Genomic DNA, 20,477 nt, shown 5'->3' with positions numbered 1-20,477 from the left:
AGGAATATGTGATTAATATGAAAAAGTTAAAAGCAATATTCATAGTCTTCATTGGTGTATGTGTTGGTGTGCTTTTGTATCAGTTATGGCCGACAGAGCAAGCCTCCAAACATTCACCTGCGGTGCAACAGCAACAGGGAGGAGGCGGTGACGTTGAACAAGTGCAAAATTTGCCAAAAGGAGTTGACTCAACTCAGCAAAAGCCGGCGGATGACAAACCTGAAAGTGTCGCAGACTCCGCTAAACTGTTGAACGAGCGCAAACAGCAAGTTGCGCTCAAACAAGCTGAAATTGAAGTTTTGATGGCTGAGTTGGATGAAAACTTAAGTGACAGATATAAAAAGCAACAAATAGAACAAAAGCTTCATCAGAAACTGGCTGAGTATAATGAACTTGTGTTACCTATTGCGTTACAGCAAATGCAGCATGAGCAGCAAGACACTATTGAACAAGCCAATTAACTGGCTGTTTATAGCTGTGCTGGTGGTTAACCTGTTGCTGCCTGTGCGGGCGCAGCAGGTGATGCCAATACCCGATCCTATCGCTCAACAAGCTTTTTTACTAAATGGCTGGCGTGCCGATAGGCCAAATTTATTAGTGTTTAAAGATCCATTTTGCCCTTACTGTATAAAGGTTATTCCCAAACTAGATCAGCTCGCTGGCTACAATATTTATCTATTTTGGGCACCCATATTGGGCTCTGCTAGTAAACAAAGAAGCAGTGAGTTTTTTCAATGTCAGCGCCCAGTCAGTGAAGCTATATTAGCAGCGGTTGAACAGCGACAAAAACCACAATGTGATGGTGAACTTCAGAGTGATTTAATGGTACAAAACACTCAATATGTCGATGCTTATCAAATTAACGCTGTGCCGAGTTTTTATTTACAAGGGCAAAAAGTGTCACTGGCGCGATTGCTTGAATATCAACAGTCTACTGCCGCCAGTGTATTTGGCGTTAAACCCGACTGGCAGCGATTTACTAAGTTGCAGCAACTACCTGCTTGGCAAGCGAAAAACTTAGTACTCTTGATAGCAGAACAAGACGCAGGTAAAACGGCACAACTACTCAAACAATATCAACCAGAATACGTTATTGCCGATCTAACCGTGCTTACACAAAACCCTCAATTATTGGGCTGTAGCCATAATACAGACAGCTGCTTTTCGCAGAAAATCAGCCAATACCAAACCCAAAAACAACTGTTTATGCTGATGTTTGGCGACAGTCTTAACCTTTCACGCAGCTCAGTGATTGAGCGCAATGGCACACATCTTTATTTGTAATCAGTGCAATGTAACCCAAATGTTACTTCTTGTGGTTTATGCTGGTCGCTATCGTTGTTTTTTCTTGCGAAATTGATAAAGCCAATAGCGCAGTTGGTGTTGCTGAATTTTCTAGTACTTTAAAATGCGCATGTAGGTATCGAGCTTTTGTATTATGCGGTAGCTCAAAATAAATATCTGATGCATAAAAAATGTGTTGCAGGTGGACAATAGAACCCGCTTCGCTGATACCAAATTTAGACTGTTCAGGCGTGTCGTGCGCTTTGCTAAAGCCAAACTCATGGCGCCAGTCGGCACTGGCGATTTTAAAGCGAGAGCCCCAACTATCGACCTGCTTGTTGTTGAGTTCTATGTTGTTTACATAATAACTTTGGCTGCTGGCATCATAAACAAATTGGTTCAGTTCATTTGGTTGCCAACCTGTATACGAATTGGGTAGGTAAATAGCGTAAGGCAGTTGATAACCTGTTTGTTGGTCAAACTCGCTTTGGCCGGTTGGTGCGGAAAATTGTTGGGGCAAGGTAAAATGCATTTCACAGCCAGCGAGCAAAAGGGCAAGCGCTGGTACAAGCTGAATAACAGAAAGTTTGCGGCGGCTGTGTTTCATTTAAGTGGATTTTATTGATTAAATATTATTACAATATTTTAACGAAGTGGCGACAAAACCCAAGTGATATTTAGCTGAGTGCATACGAATGCAAGTGAGGTAATAGTGACAACTCGAGTTTTATTTGTTGAAGACGATAAAAAATTTGCCGAAAGTGTGACTCAATTTTTAGAGCTAAACGACATACTTGTTGATTATTGCCACAATGGCCGTAGGGGACTCAATTTACTCGCGGATAATCAATACGATGTGATTATTAGCGATGTTAATATGCCTAAATTAGACGGCTTAGACATGTGCCAAGCCTTGCGTGAAAACGGCGTGGATACACCTGTTATTTTATTAACCGCGTTAAGTCATTTAAACGACAAGTTAACTGGGTTTGAGCGGGGCGCAGACGATTATTTAACTAAACCATTTGAAATGCGTGAATTGGTCGCGCGGGTATTTGCACTATCAAAACGCCGCAGTGGCAAAGTGAGTAAATTATCCATTACAGAATTGCAGTTAGAATTAAATTTAGATCAACACACCGCCAGTCGGCAAAATCAACCCGTGCAATTAACACCTTCAAGTTGGCGCATTTTAGAAACCTTAGCGCGGGCTTATCCTAAAGCTGTCAGCAAACGCGATTTAGAGCATGTTATTTGGGGGGAAGATGCACCAGATGGCGGCGCACTTAAAGTACATATTCATAGGCTAAGGCAAAGATTAGACAAACCATTTGAGCAACCCATAGTACACATAGTTAGTGGCTTTGGCGTTAAGCTTGGGTTAGGAGCATCAGATGGCGCTTAATTGGCACGCCATTTCAGTTGCTAAAGTTTCTCAGTTTAAGCTGACAATCGTGGTTGCATTCGCATTAGTTGGCTTGATGTTGAGTTACTTAGTTTATAGCTCGGTTAGTTATCAATGGCAGTTTATCCAGCAAAAAAGCAATGTACTGCAAGGTTTTGCTGAACGCGCTTATAGCCGAGTAATGACTAATCCACAGCAATATTTAGGCGCAAATGCGACTATTTTAGGTGATGACAGAATGCAATTTGTCAGCAGCTATCAAGAGCTAAAAATACATTTAGTTGACGCACCAGAGCGCGAGCAAATAGTAGCGGAGCAAGTAAATTTAATTTTGCGCCGTCTAGGCGCTGTGGTTACAGCTGCAGACATAATGCTGATTTATAGTTTTGAGCACAATCAACAAGAATATTTTGCCTATTTTCACAACAACACAGACTTTAATAATTTAGAGCTAAACAGCTATTTACACGGGCGTATGCAACCTGCTTTGTTGGTTTCAATTGTGATTATTGCTGTGTTATTTGTATTTCAATTTGTTCAAACCTATAGAGTAAACAAAGTAGTCAATGCTTTAGTCGATTGGGCGGATGATATGGCGCATTCAAAACAGTTTACTGCCCCGCCTAAAGTGGCAGTTGGCGGCATGAATTATCTAGCGCACACTTTAGATCAAAGTTTAAATACCTTTAGCCAAATTTTAGAACAAGAACATGCATTTGCCCGTTTTAGCAGCCACGAATTACGCACCCATGTGGCGGTATTGTCTGCCAATATGGATATTCTAGAATTTATAATGAAAGACTTAAAACCGGCAGAGCGCAAAGCCCTGAATCGCATGTTATTGGCGGTAGAGGATATGAAATATCAAACCGATGCACTGCTGTGTTTAAGTAAAGAAAGTGAACTCTCGAGCATAGAAGAATGTGAGCTTGTGTCGCTGATAGAAAAATCGTTAGATGAAAACCGCATTTATCACGACGAACAAAACGTGGTGATCAATAAACACTGGCAAAAACATGACATTGCATGGCAAACCGAACCCATGTTATTGCAAATTGCCATTAATAACCTGATCCGCAACGCCTTGCAAAATACCCAAATGGGCTCGATAGACATTCAAGTAACTGAGCAGTTTATTGTTATTCACAATAAAAACAACTCGGCGGATAATGATAGCCGTCACGATGGTTTTGGTATTGGCCTTGAAATTGTTAAGCGGGTAATGGAGCGGTTAAAACTTAATTATCAGGTAGAAGAATATGCAACTGGCCGAAAAGTAACGCTGTCGGTAACCTAAATGTAACCACAACTTTTATATACCTGACTCATGCAATGAATGGGGTGAGTTTATGGTTAACAAAGTTTTGATTTTAGGTGGTGGTTCGGCTGGTTGGATGTGCGCTGCATTTTTAAGCCGAGTTTTTCCAAATTTACACATTAGCCTAGTTGAATCTAACCAATATGCTCCTGTTGGTGTTGGCGAAGCGACCATTCCACCCATTCAACTGTTTAATCAAATTTTAAAAATTGATGAAGCAGACTTTATCCAATACACAGATGCAACCTATAAATTGGGCATTCAATTTAATCATTGGGGCAAACAGGGGCAAAGTTATTTGCATGCTTTTGGTGAGGTCGGCAAGCCACTTGGGTTAATTCCATTTATTCATTATTGGCTACGAGCTGCCAAGCAACAGCAGTTATCGGTCGATGATTTTTGGCAATATAGCTTAAATGCCCAAGCTGCAGCACAAAACCAATTTGTCCAAGCAAAACACTTAGCTGGCACTCGGTTACCCGGGTTAACTTATGCTTATCACTTTGATGCAGCTTTATACGCTGACTTTTTAAAACGTCTTAGTGGGCAAAATGGGGTAACTCACATTCAAGGGGAAGTAATTGAGGTTATCCAAAATCCACAAACCTTAGATATCAGTGCTTTGAAACTGGCAGATGGGCAAATAATTGAAGGCGATTTGTTTATTGATTGCTCCGGCTTTAAGGCTTTATTAATTGATAAAACCCTTAATACCCCCTACCAAGATTGGTCTCATTATTTGCCCGCTGGCCGCGCTGTTGTTGTACAAACTGACGCTAAATTACCCTTGTTATATACGCAAGCAAATGCCCATCAATTTGGTTGGTCGTGGCAAATTCCACTTAAATCGCGCACCGGTAATGGTTTAGTGTATAGCTCAAAATTTGCGTCAGACGACTGGGCGACAAATACATTACTAGCGAACAGCCAAGGGCAAACTTTATATGAGCCAAGAGTAATTCAATTTAAAACCGGCCGTTATACTAAACCTTGGCATAAAAATGTAATTGCCATCGGTCTTGCCAGCGGATTTGTTGAACCTATGGAATCTACTAGTTTGCATATGGTGCAAAGCAGCTTATTAAGGCTTTTGAAACTCATGCCAAATGGACAAATTACCCCAGCCAGCCGCGATACCTTTAACCAACTTGCCGAAGTAGAAGCTGAACGCATTCGCGACTTTATTGTGCTGCATTATTATTTGAATCAAAGAGACGACAGCAAATTTTGGCAGCATATGCGCACTATGCCTATTCCCGATAGCTTGCAACAAAAGCTAGATTTATTCCGGCAAACCGGCCAAGTAATTCGTCAGCAAGATGAGCTTTTTTCTGAATCGAGCTGGCAGCAAGTCATGTTAGGCCAAGGCTTAATGCCACAAAGTTATCACCCATTAGCTGAACAAATTAGCCAACAACAACTAGATGATTTTTTCGCAAGTTTTAAAGCTGTAATTGGCAATACGCTTAGATAAAGTTAGCCAGCCTTAACCAAATTTTTACTTTGTATAGGGTAGAGTCGTGTTCGTGGGTTACCACATTTTGTTGTGTGCAAAAGCCTTTGTCATGTGTGGACAAAGGCTTTTTATTTATTTCACCACTAAATATCTCAAGCTAAACCATTTAGCTGCGCATGCTTATCTATGCTTTTTTGTATATAATTTACCGCAATTCCCTTCTTTGAATCTAAGTTGTTTGAAATGAACCGCAAGAAAAAAATTTTTACCATTTTGAAAAAGCGCGCGAAAAAAGCCAATGCGAAAAATGTACGTAGCTCCAAACCCAAATATATTTCAAAGGCTGAGCGCGAGAAACAAGCGTTAGAAGCGGCTCAAGCAGAGCAAACTGACACTGCTAAAATAATTGAGGAATAAATCCTGTGGCATTAAAAGCAACAATATTCAAAGCCAAATTAAACATAGTGGATGTGGACAGAAATTATTATCAAGATCACGAATTAACCATAGCGCAGCATCCGTCAGAAAATAATGCACGTATGATGGTGCGCTTATTGGCCTTTATGATGCGCGCCAGCGAAACTTTGTGTTTTAGCAAAGCACTGTCGTCAGATGATGACGAAGCCGAGTTGTGGGATAAAAGTTTAAGTGGCGAAATTAATTTATGGGTAGCATTTGGCCAGAGTGACGAAAAGTGGTTGCGTAAAGCCTGTGGCCGTGCCAAACAGGTCTTGTTAATTACTTATGGTGGTAAAAGTGTGCCAATTTGGTGGCAACAAAACCAACAAGCGTTGGCGCGTTATACTAATTTAACCATCATTAACATTCCTGAACCCAGCGTACAGGAGCTGGCTGAACTTGCACAACGCAATATGAATATTCAATGTAATATCACAGATGGCGAAATTTGGTTATCAACAGACTCAGCTAGTGTGACTATTAACCCTGAGATTTTAAAAGCCTAATTGCATTGAAAGAACACAAATATAGGTGGACTAAACTGTGCAAGTAAGCCCACCTTAATTGAATTAACTGTATTGGACTTAGCTATCCAACTTGTTGTATAAGCGCTCAACTGCCAGCTCTAAACGTTTTATTTCTCGCACAGTGGAATTACGGTTCATTTCCATAAAAAACCATAGTTTCAACATAGCTTGAATAAATAAACTGACGATAAACCAAATACCCCAATGTATTTTATCAATAACTAATTCGGCCATAACAAACTCATAGCCACACCAAAGTAATAAAGCAGTGGCGATAACACCGGCAATACTGGCTATGATTAACCAAATGCGCAACGCGCCGCGGTACGAGTTATTTATCATGCCAAAAATGCCTGGCTGTTGCGCGAGTATGGCGTCTAGCTGCTGTGCTTCTTGCTGTAAAGACTGTTTAATTTGCTCATCAAGTTTCATGTCGCTTCTCCTAACCTTCCAATAAGGTTTTTAACTGTTTGCGTGCTCTATCGAGTCGAGATTTGACAGTGCCAACGGGAATACTGAGTACAGCGGCAATCTCGACCATTTTCATTTCATCCAAATAAAATAAGTGCAGTACTTGTTGTTCAATTTCACCTAACTGCGCGATAGCTTTGGTCAATTCATCACTAACATTGCTTGCCTGTTTGTTTTGTGCTGCAACATCATCAAGCTTGGCAGTGATTTCATTGTGATCAACTAGCTGTTGTTTTCTGGCTAAGTCGGTTATGCGCCAACGCAAGTTTTGATATAACCAACAGCGAAACGCGCTGGGATCATTTAACTTATGCAAACTTTTGGCGGTGTTTAACCAAGTTTCCTGCACAGCATCTTTGACTAATTCTGGGTTAGAACATAAACGATAACCAAAATGCAGCAGTGGTTGGTTAAAGCTACTAACCAATTTTGCAAACGCCGCTTGGTTGCCACTTTGTGCTGACATTACCAGTAAATCAATTTCCGCTTGTTGCACTGAATTCCTTAGCTTAAATGGGGTTTGTTATTAGAGACGAAGCGAATTTTAAAAAGGTTCATGAGTTTAAATAATTGGCAAGGTTATATAAATAATGCGGATTAGACAAATAGTGCAATATTGTCGGCCTAGGGTTAGGCTTCTAACGCAGACACGCTGTAAATCCATCTGTGGAAGCTCGAGACAAATCATCCACGATTTGTACGGTCTGCTTATATAAACCTAATCCTAGTCCTGTGAGTTGAGGATGCTGATCAATTTGCTAACCATGCAGAAGTTAGCAATTCGGCATACTTGTATTCAGCTTTGTTCTGTACTTCTAGAAAAGATGCAGCGAAAAAATGTCCATAATATACATGGGAGTGTTTCGAACAAAACTTCACAATGGAGGGACATCTTGTGGGAGCGGCTCAAGGATGAGTTAAAAGCGATTTTGTGAGGAATACCCCATTTATATTATGTGTTGAAAGCACATAACCCAGAAGCGCTGTTAGCCAATCCATGGCTGCTCGCTGAATTTATGAAATTTTAGAAATTAGCAATTCAGCATACTTGTATTAAACTCTTGAACAGTGATGTTTGTTAGGCAGGAGAATAAAATGCAAGTGAACGTAAGTGTTGATATCAAAGCAGATAAACGAACAGTCTGGTCTGTTATTACCGACTTCAATAATGCAAAAAACGTTATTAGTGCGATAACCGACTTACAAGTATTAGAACAACCCAAACAAGGACTAATCGGTTTTAAATGGTCGGAAACACGTAAAATGTTTGGCAAAGACGCCACTGAAACTATGTGGATCACCGACGTTGAAGAAAACCACTATTACCAGACGCGCGCCGAAAGTCATGGCGCAATTTATATCAGCCGCTTGATTGTTGAAGAAATTGCTGATGGCACTAAACTCACTATGACATTTAATGGCCAAGCACAAACACTATTCGGCAAAATCATGTCATGCTGTATGGGCTTTTTAATGAAAGGTTCAATGGAGAAAATGATCAAACAAGATTTGTTGGATATCAAAAAATATGTTGAGTGCCATGAAGATTTATAGAAAATTCCTAACAATTCGTTGGTCTAAACACGAGCGTAAAAACACATTCATAGGTTGCATATTATTGCTTGCGTAAAAATCTAACATTAAGGTATTAAATTCTTGTTGGCGTTTTGCGGGTACATTGATTATTGGGTAACCCGCAGCCAATAAAATACCATTCATCATAAAACGCCCTGTGCGTTTATTTACGTCCCAAAAAAATTGAGTGCGCGCCATTTGTAAAAAAGCAACAATAGCTTGGTCGTATATATCACAGGTTTGTTCAACCTGTTGTTGGATTGCTAACCAACGTTCGTCTAATTCGGTTGGCGCGGGTGGTTCATATTCAGAGCCTGCAATAGTGACAAAGCCGTTTCTAAATGCCCCCCATTCTAAAGCCTCTTCTTTTCCTGCTATTGCATGAATTGCTAAGGCAGTTGGCTTATCGAAAAAAAACTGGCTTTTAGCAACAAGCTCAAATAAATAAGTCCAAGCTTTGGCTTGGTTTTGAGCCATGTTTTGATCACTAATTTTGTGGCCGCCAACGGTAATACCATCCAAAATGGTTTGCACCTCTGGCAAGGTCATAGCGACACCTTCAAGGTTAACAGCGTCATATACTAAAGCAGTCAGATCACGTTTAGCTAGCTGAATAGCGAGTGGTTTGTTAGGGGTCATTTGCCAATGTAATTCTTGAAAGTCTGCCATAAAAGTTCTTACATGCTTGAAATAACAGGGTTAAGTATACACCGATTTTTTGTTGCTCGACATACGCCGAGGTGCACCAATTTATGGCCACGTGCATAAAAAAATCGATGTTTTATGAGTTATAGAAGCTAATAATTGGCATACACCACTTAAACTTTAGTTTGTTTATTTGTGATTGATTATGTTTTATTTTGACGTTTAAATTTAAGCTAATGGATAAGGTTTGATTCAAGGCTGAATAAAACCTAGCGCCATAATTTGGAATCTATCGTTTGAAAAATATAATTTTACTGCTGCTTAGCTTTTCTATAATTGCCTGTGTAAATACGCCTCAATATGACAAACATTGCGCTAGTCGCTCGGGTAAACCTCTCACTACCAACACAGTGAATAGTGTCGTTAAAGTTGAACCAATTTATCCTGCAAACGCAAATCAAGCTGGTTATGTACGGGCTCGATTCTCTGTGGATCAAAATGGTCGGCCGCAAAACATTAAAATATTTGAATCAGAACCAGCCGGTTTGTACGACAGTGCGGCGATAAATGCAATAAAGCAGTGGCACTACACACCCGTTTGCCAGAATGGAATTTATGTAACAGCGCCAAATGATATTCAGCAAACTGAGGTGAAATTGAGCTTTCCATGGCCTGTGGTAACTATGGATACAGTTAATAAGGCACTGCAATATCTGAAGGCACACACAAATGATGTTAAGGCTGAAGATATAAACTTAGAGGCGTCTAGCGAAGCACTACAGCAAATAACCACTTACTTAGAGAATAACCCCCACTTGTCAAATGAGACGCTAAAGATTTTGCGAGAAGCACGAGGCTATGGGCTAAAAGCGATAAACTTTAAAAGACACTACATCAATACCGACCAAATTGAAGAGCCAACTGCTAATGAGCAGGACGTTGAGGTTAATAAACAAGAAGTTATGCTGGCAATTGACGACTTAGAATTTGTTAACCAAGCCAGACCATATAGTGAAAGATATCGAGATATGGCTGGTATGGCGAGCGTGTTATTAAAAGATTATCAACTAAGTAATAGGTACTACGAGTATTGTGCCGAGATGAAAAATGCCGCGTGCATGAACATACTTGCTGTTTATTCATTTTACGGAAAGAAAAACAATGTTATTAATCCTGAAAAAGCGATTTATTTACACAAACAAACTTTTAAATTAGCTACTAGTTGGGGTTGTGCAGGCTATTATTCTACAATACATCTGGCTGATATATCTTATTTTACTCAATTTGACACAGGTGATACTTGGCAGAACTGGTATAAAAAAGGCGATCGGTTCTTGCCAATTCTAAAAAAGAAATTTAATAGAGATGCGCCTTGCTCTTCAGTGCATATTGGCTTGCATAAATACATATCCTATTTAGGAGAGGGTGTGGTCAAAACTGACTATCTTGACAACGCTCTATCGTTAGAGCCTGCAGCCTGGGTAATAGAATTAATTACTGAATTAAAGGCCAACACAGATTTGAACCAGCCGAGTGAATATTTTTTCTCAACTAAAGCAGAGCAAACTCAATGCAATTTGGGCATGTTGTTGGTTACGTTTGCCCATGTTACAAAAAATGAAAAACTTATAAAAATTCAAACAGATAACTTTACTGACTTGGATAAAACAGAATGTAAAAATGAGTATTTAATGCTTAATTACGCCAATATGCTGCCCGCAGGCAGCTAATATCAGATTAAGGTTTAGCGACCGGCTCAACATACGCAGCTGTGCCCCACAGTGGCACAGTTGATAAACTATGTTTAAAACTGCCATCGGTTTCTTTGGTGGTGTAGCTTAAATACAACAAGGTTTGGTTTTCAGCATCATAAATACGTCTAACTTTCATGGTTTTGAAAAAGATGCTTTTCGACTGTTTAAACACCACATCGCCAGATTTGCTTTTATCTATGTTGCTGAGCATTTGTGCGGTAATTTCACCAGTTTGACGGCAGGAAATTGAGCTATCGCTTGGGTCGGATAAACTTAAATCAGCTTCAATAGAAGCAACATGGCAAGTAACCCCTGGCACAAGCGGATCTTGCATAGACGAAATTTTGATATCTTTAGTGGTGAATAACCCTAAAGAAACATCACCCACTTCTTTGTCTGAACAGGCACTGATTAATCCTAGTAGTGCGCCGAGTAAAATTATTTTTTTCATAAATATCCTTGTCTAAGTAGCTTGGGTATAAAAGGCTAAAAAGTCTCTTTGAGCATGACTAACATATCTTCAACTGATAGCGGCATAGCTTGTTCATTGCCTGCCAATAACTTATCCGCCAAGTCGCGTTTGTTTTGATGCAGCGCGACAATTTTTTCTTCAATGGTGTTTTTAGCAATTAACCTGTAGATAGTCACAGGTCTTTGTTGGCCTAATCTATACGCGCGGTCGGATGCTTGTTCTTCAACTGCTGGGTTCCACCAAGGATCCATATGAATAACATAATCAGCCGCAGTTAAATTAAGTCCAGAGCCACCTGCTTTTAAGCTAATTAAAAATACATCACCTTCGCCATTTTGAAAATTATTCACCGCTTGCTGGCGTTGTTTTTGTGGCGTCGAACCATCTAAATATTGATAACTTAAACCTTTGTTTTCTATGTGCTGTTTTATCAGCTGTAAATGGCCAACAAACTGGCTGAATATCAGTGCTTTATGTTTGTTTTGTTTAAGTTCATCTAGCAGTTCATCTAGTGCTGCTAATTTTGCACTAGGGATCGAGCTTTCAGCCATCACAAGTTTTGGGTTGCAGCAGGCTTGGCGCAGTTTAGTTAATTCGGCGAGCATTTTTATTCTATGTTCACCTGCGTTGCTGTTAAGTGATGCTTGGCTGATATTATCAATTGCGGTTAGGCGCAGCGCCTCATAAAAATTTTGTTCATCGCTGGAAAGTTCAACGGCCAGGTTGATGTCGGTACGTGGTGGCAATTCGGTCAAAACTTGGTTTTTCATCCGGCGTAAAATAAACGGCGCGATTAAGGTTTTTAAACTTTGCCTTGCTTTATGTGCGGCGAGTTTATCTTCTTTTGCATTGGCGATTGGCTGAATAAACCTGCGGCCAAATTCTTTTAAATTACCGAGTAAACCTGGGTTTACAAACTTAAATAAACTCCAAAGTTCGGTTAAGTCGTTTTCAATTGGTGTGCCTGTAGTGATCATTTTAAACTGGGCTTTTAACTGAAAAGCGGCTTTGCTGCGTTTGGCTAGCGGGTTTTTCAACGCTTGCGCTTCGTCAGCGACTATAGTTTGCCAATTAATTGCCGCGAGTTTGTCGCTTTCACGCTGCAATAATCCATAACTGATAATCACTAAATCAAACTCAGCTAAATTGTTTAATAGCTCAGTTCTTTGTTCATCACCTGAATGATCTGCAAATAATTTAACCTTTAGTGTAGGGGCAAACTTAGCCACTTCTTGTTGCCAGTTAAAACACACAGAAGTTGGCGCTATCACTAAACTTGGCCCCTGAGCTGCGCGTGACAATAACACAGCTAAAGCTTGTAGAGTTTTACCTAAACCCATGTCATCGGCTAAACAAGCACCAGCGCCCCAATGGGCTAAGCGGCAGGCCCAATCAAAACCTGTTAATTGATAGTCACGCAATTCAGCTTGTAATGTGCTTGGCACTTGTGGCTCAATTTTATTCGCTTGATACATTTTTTCAGTTTGAGTTTCCCACGCGTGCAAGGTTTTTAAGCGCATCCCTTGGGTGGCTTCGGCCACTTGTAAACTGGCGAGTGGATGGAATTTGCCATCGTCTGTGCTGTGCGCCAAAGTTTGCACGCGGCGGCGTAAATCTTCCGACAGCACTAATACTTGTTCTTGGTCTAATTCGATAAAACGTCCATTGCTTGAGCTGACTAATTGCAGTAATTTTTTCAGTTCAATAACTTGTTCGTCATTTACTTTTAGCTCGCCAGCAATTTCAAACCATTCATTCTTTTTATTGACTGCCAGTTGCATATGCTCACTAGTCAGCTGTTGGCTTAATGTGAGTTTTTTACCTTTTGGCCAGCGCAATTTTATCGGCAAATCAGCAAGTGGTTGTTTCACTAATTGTTCAAGCTGCTCAAGTGTTGCTAGTGCATCTTGCGGCTCAGCCAACATTAGTTTGGTATCAGCCATTGCTAAAAAGCTTGAGCAAGCTTGGTCTAATTTATCTAATAACTCTTGTTCACGAATTAAATTTCGTTGAGTAGCTATGCGTTTGCCGTTTATTTCTGTAGTGATATTGGCACTACCAACCGCAGGTTGTAGGGCAGGGCCATCTTCGCCAAAAGGCATGATCACACAATCAAACTCTAAACCTTGTTGGAAAGGTTGAATATTAATAACTAGATGTTTGTCACACTCAAAACTGCTTAACCCTGTATTTAGCTCAGTTAAATCCGATTGAATATTGAGTAGCGGTGCAATAGCGCGAATACTGGTGAGCACTTTTTCTTTGGCTTTAACCGGAATTAACAAACCACCTTCGCCAATTATTTCAGCAACTTGCAGGTGGGTTGGGCTAAATACAGTTAAACAATAGACCTCAGGTTTAATTTGTTTAAGCGAAAAGGCTTTGTTTTTATCACCATTAAATTGTGGTAAATCGGCAATGCTTAAACACAGTTGATCGTCTTGCTGGCTAATTAATAACTCAGGCTCTTTTTGTTCAAGTTCAATTGGTGCGGATAAATCATCGGCCAAATAAATATTCTCAGCGCCAACCGCTGCAACAAGTGCATCTAAACCTTCTAGTTCAAATTGCACTGTGCCGTATCTATTCCAAGTGTCATACGCTTGTATTTTCTGGCAAATTTGCAAATCTTGCTCAGTTAAATACGGGTAAGCTTCAGGTGTTTCTGCAAGTTTTTTTAGCGCAACTGCGCGGCCTTTGCTCCAGCCAGTTTTATTGAGTTTTTGTTCACGCGGTTTTAGCTCAACTTGGTAGCGCGAAATATGCAGCTCCCAAATAAGTCGTGCTTCATTACTTGATTTATTCTCAGTGTTTGTTTGCTCGCTGGTTTGTTTGCCTGCTAACGCTTGCAGTTTTTCTAGCGCTATATCCCACTGAGCTTTGGGTTTAACTGCATCTGGGAAAAAGTACAAGTCGCTGCTGTTTGGTGTGCTTAATAACTGCTCGGCAAGTTGGCTAAATAAGCCAAAACCACTGTTGCTAAAAAAGTTGTTGGCATCTTGAATGCTTTTTAATTCAAAACGGTTCATTTCGCCGTTAACCCAACAGCGCAATAATAAGTCGATAATTTTTGCTAGATGATAAAATCCCGGGTGCAAGTCAAGCAAGTTGCTCATTGCTGCGGCACTATTTTGATATTCAGTTGCATTGGCCAAAGCAAATATGCCTGGTTGCAAACAAGCAGATAAATCAGCTGGTAATGGCTGGCGCTTTTTATCGGTTTGTTCAAACTTAATTTGCTCAAGCGCAGTGCCAAAATAATCAGCTGATTGTTTGTTGGCCAATATGGTTAAACACAGTTTATAAAAGACACCAAAAATACCAGCTATATACTGATTTTTGCGGCGGCTAAATTTGTTTTTCGCTTTAATCGCTTGGCTGAATAAAGTTTCAGCTGGGACAAAATCACCGATTAAAAAGGCCAAAGTGGCATTAATTTGTAAAGCGTAACAGCTAGTGTCGTCAGTATTTACCAACTTAGCTACTTGCTCTAATTGACCTTGATATAAATAGTGTTCGGCCAATAAATAGTTTAAATTTTGATTGTTCGGATTATGCTGCAAAACCTGCTCAGCCAAGCTGATAGGGTAGTTTAGCGCAAAACCATGTTGTAAATGGCTATCAAACACAGTGGCAAACGCTTGGTACTGCAGGTCATCCGCCAATGCGAGTATTTTATCTAACTCAAACGGAATAAATAATAATTCAATCAACACCTGATTCAGCGAATAATTGACTTCTTGTGGGTTGGCATTGAAGTCTAAAATTTTACTGACGTTGGCAATTTCACCTAGATAGAAAAAATCGCGCACTAACCTTTGTTGGTCTTTTAATACGGGTTGCCAAGCAAAAGGATTAACCACAGGCACAACTTGCTCGGCTAAATTAATCAACTGATGAAACAGGTTTTGCTGAATGCATTCGGCCATTAACTTGCCGCACAACAACCTATTTAAAATCACCCCATCTGGCTGTACTTGCAGCAATTGTTGTTCGACTAGAAACTTTTTTTCTTCGGCGCTAATGCCAGTCAGCTTTTTATCCAAATTGAACACACTGTATGCAGACGCGAGTTTAATCAACTCAGCGATTTTAGTTTGGCCAATTGGTTTATGTACAACTGCAAACAGTTTAACAATGCATTGAAGTTTAAGCGGCAGCTGTAAATAGGTTTGATAAAGCGCTTCGATTTCATTTGTTGTATTGGCTGAAATGGCAATTGGATAGCTGATTTGCATTAAGGTAACTGTCTGAAAATTTGTTATGCAAACTAACAAACTACAGATTGGTTAGCAATAGTCGAAGTCAGTGACTCATATGGGTATAGGTTGATAAAACGCAATAAAACTCTGAAAGTTCAATTGGTTTGCCAATATGGTGGTCAAAACCTGTTTGACGATAGGTCAAAATATCTTCTTTCATTACATTGGCGGTTAAAGCTATCACAGGTGTATCTGTGGATATTGATTTTATATGTAAGCAAGCTTGCACACCATCCATATTGGGCATTCTGATATCCATTAAAACTAGATCAGGTTTAATTTGTTTAAACATTCTGATCGCTTGGAAGCCGTCGGAAGCAAAATAACAAGTTGCTTTAGTTGGCTTTAATAGGCACTGAATAACTGATTGATTTATTTCGTTATCCTCGGCAATCAACACATGTTTGCCAATGAGGTTCGGTGGTTTTATCGCTGTTTTTGCTGAACTGACAATTTGTTTTCTGTTGGCTTTTTCCAGTGGTAAAGTAACGATAAAACAGCTACCGACGTTGGGTGTGCTTTGAACTTGGATTTTGCCTTGCATTAAGTCAACTAAGTTTTTACTGATAGACATTCCGAGTCCAGTGCCACCGTATTGTCTGGTTGTAGAGCTATCTGCTTGTTCAAATCTTGCATACAAGGCGGCTAATCCCTTTTTACTCATACCTATACCTGTATCTTGCACACTGATTTCTATCTGTGATTGGTTATTCTTTTTAAGGGAGATGACCACATAACCTTGTTTGGTAAATTTAACTGCATTCGCTGCAAGATTAAGGATAATTTGTCGGATACGCACAGGGTCTCCGACCCAGCCATCTTCGAAGTCATCAGCAATATTTAAGGTCAAGTCGAGTTTTTTTGCACTCGCTATCGGTTGTAGATCTGAACAAATGGAGTTCAGCACTTGTTCGAGTAGTATTGGAATTTGTTCCAAACTCAATTTATGTGCTTCAATTTTTGAATAATCGAGAATGTCATTGATTATGGTTAATAGCGAGCGTGCCGAATATAAAGCTTGGTCGACCAATTTTTTTTCGTCTACTGTGGTTGTGGTTATTTGCAGAGTTTGTAAGGTGCCAAAAATGGCATTCATAGGCGTTCTGATTTCGTGACTCATATTGGCCAAAAAGTCGCTTTTTGCTCTATTGGCGTCTTCCGCTTTAGTTTTGGCTTCACGTAAATTGAACTCTAACTCTTTGATATCTGTAATATCTTGAACAATTGTCCAGATAATTCGTTGGCCACTTTGTTCTTGGGTTAATATTCCGTGTAGTAACACGACCTTGTTTTGGTTATTTGCAAGGTGCAGCTCTAATTCAAGTGGACCAAAAAAGTTGGTTGTATTTAACAGCGTCAATTGTTGTTTTAATTGGTCGTGGGTTTGTTGGTTAATATAAGGCAACAAGTCTTTGCCAATGAGCTGTTCTTTTTTTAGGCTCAATAGTTTGGCGAACTGGTCGTTTACTAAGGTAAATTTGCCGTTACTTGCATTCATTTTAAAGACGCCAACAGGTGCTATCTCAATAAAGTCTGTAAATGAGTTGGTCAAACTCTGGTTGTGTTTGAGAATTTGTTGGTTGAGCTGTTCCATCCTAATGGTTGCCGCGCCCATCTCGGCAATCGTTTGTGCCAAGGTCACCAAAAAGTCGAAATGGGATTTTATTTTTTCTTCAGAATACACAGGCACACGTTCAATTGCTTCGATATATGCTTGTTCATCAAAACCTAGTTGTTGAGCTCTTTGCCTGAAAAAATCGATATCGGGTGGTTCGAAGAAAAATTGCCCAGTAAATAAATTGGCGACATGTTGTTCGCCAATTTTTACTGGGGTCGCTACGTCAACCAAACCGTTTTTGCAGCGATATACATTATAACTTTCACCAGCGGCAAGTTGACCGGCTAAAATTGTGTCGCTTTCTAGGCAGTTCGCGCAAGTTGTTGCATTTTTACGATGAAATTTAGTACAGGAGTCTTGCCAATTAGTCGCGATCAATACATTGCCGTCTAAATCTAGCAAAGCTGTCGCCATACCGGTGGCGAGCGAATACTTTTCTAACAATTCGGTTAGTTTTTTTATGTCTATCAGATCCTTGATGAAATAATGCGGTGTTATTAACAACGATGGATCATAGTTCATGTTAGGGCTAACCAATACATATGATTTAGCAGTAAGTCGTTTATAAAAGATAGCTGGTCATTTAAGATAATTCCATTGCTGACAGCTGATATTGAAGCGCTTGAGAATAGCTCTGTATTGATTTGTGTACAGTTATTTCTGTATATCTAGAAGTGAAAGCTTACAAACGAAAAGGGCTGTAACTTACAGCCCTTGAAGATGATTATTTCAAATCGAACCTATCGTTGGTCATTACTTTTGTCCAAGCGCTTACGAAGTCTTGAACAAATTTGTTTTTCGCATCTTCAGATGCATAAACTTCAGCAATGGCACGTAATTCAGAGTTTGAACCGAAAATTAAGTCAACTGGCGTTGCAGTCCACTTTAATTTACCAGTTTGGCGATCACGACCTTCGTAAACACCTGCATCTTTATCTGACTTGCTCCACTTAGTAGACATATCTAATAAGTTTACAAAGAAGTCGTTAGTTAAAGTACCTGGTTTAGCTGTGAATACACCGTGTTGGCTTTGTTCAAAGTTAGCGTTTAATACGCGCATACCACCTAATAAAGCTGTCATTTCAGGTACAGATAAATCAAGTAAATCAGCACGCTCAACTAACATTTCAGTTGGCCCTTTGTAGTTGCCACCAGCAAAGTAGTTGCGGAAACCGTCAGCTTTTAGCTCAAGATAGTTGAAAGACTCTATGTCAGTCATCTCTTGTGAAGCATCCATACGGCCAGGCTTAAATGGTACTTCAATTGAATATCCAGCATCTTTCCCTGATTTTTCAATTGCCGCTGCACCCGCTAATACGATAGTGTCAGCTAAAGAAATCTTTTTGCCACCACGTGCTTTACGGTTGAACTGCTGTTGAATTTTCTCAAGTTTGTTTAAAACTTTCGCCAATTCTTTTGGATTGTTCACAGCCCAATCTTTTTGTGGCGCTAAAGCAACACGTGCACCATTTGCACCACCACGCATATCTGTACCACGGTAACTTGCTGCAGACGCCCAGGCAACACGAACTAACTCAGATACAGTTAAACCAGAGTCTAAAATTTCAGCTTTAAGATGTTTAACGTCTTTTGCGTCAACTAACTTGTGGTCAACTTCAGGGATATAGTCTTGCCACTTTAGTACTTCTTGTGGAATTTCTTTACCCAAATAACGTGCACGCGGACCTAAATCTCTGTGGTTTAATTTGAACCAAGCTTTAGCAAAAGCAAGTTCGTATTTTTTCGGATCTTTATGGAAGCTTTCTGCAATTTTACGGAATGCAGGATCTTCTTTTAATGCCAAGTCAGTGGTAAACATAATTGGCGCATGGCGTTTACCAGGAATATGTGCATCAGGTACTAAATTTGCCGCCGCTTTGTTGTCTGGGATCCATTGGATTGCACCAGCTGGGCTACGAGTTTGTACCCAGTTAAAACCAAATAAGTTATCTAAGTAGTTAGAAGTCCACTGAGTTGGGGAAACTGTCCAAGCACCTTCTAAACCACTGGTAATAGTGTCTTCAGAATGGCCTTTACCACATTTGTTTTTCCAACCAAAACCTTGCTCTTCAATTGCCGCTGCAGCAGGCTCTTTACCTGTACAATCTGAAGGTTTTTTTGCACCGTGTGCTTTACCAAAAGTGTGACCACCAGCAATTAACGCAACGATTTCTTCGTCGTTCATCGCCATACGACCAAATGACATACGAATGTCTTGTGCTGCTAATAGTGGATCAGGGTTGCCATGTGGGCCTTCTGGATTTACGTAAATTAAACCCATTTCAACTGCCGCTAATGGACCTTTTAAGCCACCTTTGCCGTCACGACGCTCGTCTTTTAACATGGCTTTTTCTGGGCCCCAATAAACGTTGTCAGGTTCCCAGTCGTCTTCACGACCACCGGCAAAACCGAAAGTTGTAAAGCCCATGTCTTCAAGTGCTACGTTACCGGTTAAAGCCATTAAATCAGCCCATGAAATATCACGGCCGTATTTTTGTTTGATAGGCCATAATAAACGACGTGCTTTGTCTAAGTTAGCATTGTCTGGCCAGCTGTTTAGTGGATCGAAACGCATTTGACCACCGCCAGAACCACCGCGGCCGTCATGTACGCGGTATGTACCCGCTGCGTGCCATGCCATACGAATAAAGAATGGACCGTAGTGACCATAATCAGCTGGCCACCAATCTTGTGATGTGGTTAGAACTTTGCGGATATCTGCTTTTACTGCGTCTAAATCAAGTGCTTCAAATGCTTCTGCATAGTTGAAGTTGTCGCCGTATGGATTTGATTCCACGCCGTGTGCGCGAAGTTGGGTAAGGTCTAATTGCTCCGGCCACCAGAATTTATTTGTTTTGGTGTCTGTACCTGCCATTGCTGTTGCTGATGAAACAGCAAATGCAACCGCAGTCATTATCGGAAGTGCTTTTTTTAACATGAGTTAATCCTTCTAGTCTGTTGTGTTGTGGAAACTTTTTACAGTATAAGTCGGAGATTGCACTAAGATGGAGCGGGAAAAACAGATTGGATTAATCGGATTTTTTGAAGTGCCTTTTGGAATTGTCGATTAAGAGCAAGTGTAGAAAAGTTGCTGCAAGTTTTGTGCATTATGCCCACGATCGCTGCAGCTAAAGTGCCATTGAAGGTCAAGCTGGTTGAAATATTTTTTGCAAAATCGCTGCAAGCCATATATGGACCCACTCCGTTTGCAAGTAATTTGATTGATTAAAA

17 protein-coding genes are annotated in these 20,477 nt (G+C 40.2%); 9 read left to right on the top strand and 8 right to left on the bottom strand.

What is annotated here, in order from left to right; genetic code table 11:
• Window positions 1-17 precede the first annotated feature (17 nt).
• Window positions 18-461: a hypothetical protein gene (locus WSC_RS0118395; RefSeq protein ID WP_016957424.1), complete on the top strand. Its 444-nt coding sequence runs from the start codon at window positions 18-20 to the stop codon at window positions 459-461.
• Window positions 427-1,284, top strand: a complete 858-nt coding sequence (locus WSC_RS0118390) for a thioredoxin fold domain-containing protein (RefSeq protein WP_157447347.1) — start codon at window positions 427-429, stop codon at window positions 1,282-1,284. The genes WSC_RS0118395 and WSC_RS0118390 overlap by 35 nt, the downstream gene beginning before the upstream one ends.
• A gap of 22 nt (window positions 1,285-1,306) precedes the next feature.
• Here the strand turns inward: WSC_RS0118390 and WSC_RS0118385 are convergent, their stop codons facing one another.
• Complete coding sequence (locus tag WSC_RS0118385; protein ID WP_016957422.1) at window positions 1,307-1,891, bottom strand: hypothetical protein; 585 nt, start codon at window positions 1,889-1,891, stop codon at window positions 1,307-1,309.
• A 105-nt stretch (window positions 1,892-1,996) separates the two neighbouring features.
• On the opposite strand from WSC_RS0118385, the gene WSC_RS0118380 reads away from it, so the two are divergent.
• The 5 genes from WSC_RS0118380 (at window position 1,997) to WSC_RS0118360 (ending at window position 6,428) form a co-directional block, all read left to right on the top strand.
• Window positions 1,997-2,689 (top strand): response regulator transcription factor, encoded by a 693-nt coding sequence (locus tag WSC_RS0118380; RefSeq protein WP_016957421.1) that lies wholly within the window; start codon window positions 1,997-1,999, stop codon window positions 2,687-2,689.
• Entirely contained in the window at window positions 2,679-3,986 is a 1,308-nt protein-coding gene (locus WSC_RS0118375) for a sensor histidine kinase (RefSeq protein WP_016957420.1), read from the top strand. The genes WSC_RS0118380 and WSC_RS0118375 overlap by 11 nt, the downstream gene beginning before the upstream one ends.
• 52 nt (window positions 3,987-4,038) lie before the next feature.
• Window positions 4,039-5,481: a tryptophan halogenase family protein gene (locus WSC_RS0118370; protein ID WP_016957419.1), complete on the top strand. Its 1,443-nt coding sequence runs from the start codon at window positions 4,039-4,041 to the stop codon at window positions 5,479-5,481.
• A gap of 225 nt (window positions 5,482-5,706) precedes the next feature.
• Window positions 5,707-5,880 (top strand): DUF2986 domain-containing protein, encoded by a 174-nt coding sequence (locus WSC_RS24670; RefSeq protein ID WP_016957418.1) that lies wholly within the window; start codon window positions 5,707-5,709, stop codon window positions 5,878-5,880.
• A 5-nt stretch (window positions 5,881-5,885) separates the two neighbouring features.
• Entirely contained in the window at window positions 5,886-6,428 is a 543-nt protein-coding gene (locus WSC_RS0118360) for a YaeQ family protein (protein WP_016957417.1), read from the top strand.
• Between the two features lie 78 nt (window positions 6,429-6,506).
• On the opposite strand, the gene WSC_RS0118355 is transcribed toward WSC_RS0118360, so the two are convergent.
• Together WSC_RS0118355 and WSC_RS0118350 are read right to left on the bottom strand one after the other, a co-directional pair.
• The gene (locus WSC_RS0118355; RefSeq protein ID WP_016957416.1) at window positions 6,507-6,881 is read right to left on the bottom strand and encodes a DUF6768 family protein; all 375 of its coding nucleotides are present in this window, start codon (window positions 6,879-6,881) and stop codon (window positions 6,507-6,509) included.
• A gap of 10 nt (window positions 6,882-6,891) precedes the next feature.
• Complete coding sequence (locus WSC_RS0118350; RefSeq protein ID WP_016957415.1) at window positions 6,892-7,416, bottom strand: RNA polymerase sigma factor; 525 nt, start codon at window positions 7,414-7,416, stop codon at window positions 6,892-6,894.
• Between the two features lie 599 nt (window positions 7,417-8,015).
• Between WSC_RS0118350 and WSC_RS0118345 the strand changes: the two genes are divergently transcribed.
• Window positions 8,016-8,474 carry an SRPBCC family protein gene (locus WSC_RS0118345; protein WP_016957414.1) on the top strand — a complete coding sequence of 153 codons (459 nt, stop codon included), beginning with the start codon at window positions 8,016-8,018 and terminating at the stop codon, window positions 8,472-8,474.
• On the opposite strand, the gene WSC_RS0118340 is transcribed toward WSC_RS0118345, so the two are convergent.
• Window positions 8,469-9,164 (bottom strand): Fic family protein, encoded by a 696-nt coding sequence (locus tag WSC_RS0118340; protein WP_016957413.1) that lies wholly within the window; start codon window positions 9,162-9,164, stop codon window positions 8,469-8,471. The genes WSC_RS0118345 and WSC_RS0118340 overlap by 6 nt on opposite strands.
• 272 nt (window positions 9,165-9,436) lie before the next feature.
• Between WSC_RS0118340 and WSC_RS24415 the strand changes: the two genes are divergently transcribed.
• Window positions 9,437-10,870 carry an energy transducer TonB gene (locus WSC_RS24415; protein WP_016957412.1) on the top strand — a complete coding sequence of 478 codons (1,434 nt, stop codon included), beginning with the start codon at window positions 9,437-9,439 and terminating at the stop codon, window positions 10,868-10,870.
• A gap of 7 nt (window positions 10,871-10,877) precedes the next feature.
• Here WSC_RS24415 and WSC_RS0118330 read toward each other — a convergent pair whose 3' ends face one another.
• The 4 genes from WSC_RS0118330 to katG all read right to left on the bottom strand — a co-directional run bounded on the left by WSC_RS0118330 (window position 10,878) and on the right by katG (window position 20,184).
• A complete protein-coding gene (locus tag WSC_RS0118330) occupies window positions 10,878-11,345 on the bottom strand; it encodes a CreA family protein (protein WP_016957411.1) in 468 nt (155 codons plus the stop codon).
• Window positions 11,346-11,380: 35 nt separating this feature from the next.
• On the bottom strand, window positions 11,381-15,604 hold the full coding sequence (locus WSC_RS0118325; RefSeq protein WP_016957410.1) for a DEAD/DEAH box helicase: 4,224 nt from the start codon (window positions 15,602-15,604) through the stop codon (window positions 11,381-11,383).
• 67 nt (window positions 15,605-15,671) lie between these two features.
• On the bottom strand, window positions 15,672-17,768 hold the full coding sequence (locus WSC_RS24410) for a PocR ligand-binding domain-containing protein (RefSeq protein WP_016957409.1): 2,097 nt from the start codon (window positions 17,766-17,768) through the stop codon (window positions 15,672-15,674).
• Between the two features lie 202 nt (window positions 17,769-17,970).
• Entirely contained in the window at window positions 17,971-20,184 is a 2,214-nt protein-coding gene (katG, locus tag WSC_RS0118315; protein WP_016957408.1) for a catalase/peroxidase HPI, read from the bottom strand.
• Window positions 20,185-20,477: the final 293 nt, after the last annotated feature.

Origin of the sequence: Catenovulum agarivorans YM01, assembly GCF_000281085.1 — a bacterium.
GTDB lineage: Bacteria > Pseudomonadota > Gammaproteobacteria > Enterobacterales > Alteromonadaceae > Catenovulum > Catenovulum agarivorans.
The sequence above is the reverse complement of the archived record's forward strand: the minus strand, read 5'-3'. Positions and strand labels throughout refer to the sequence as shown.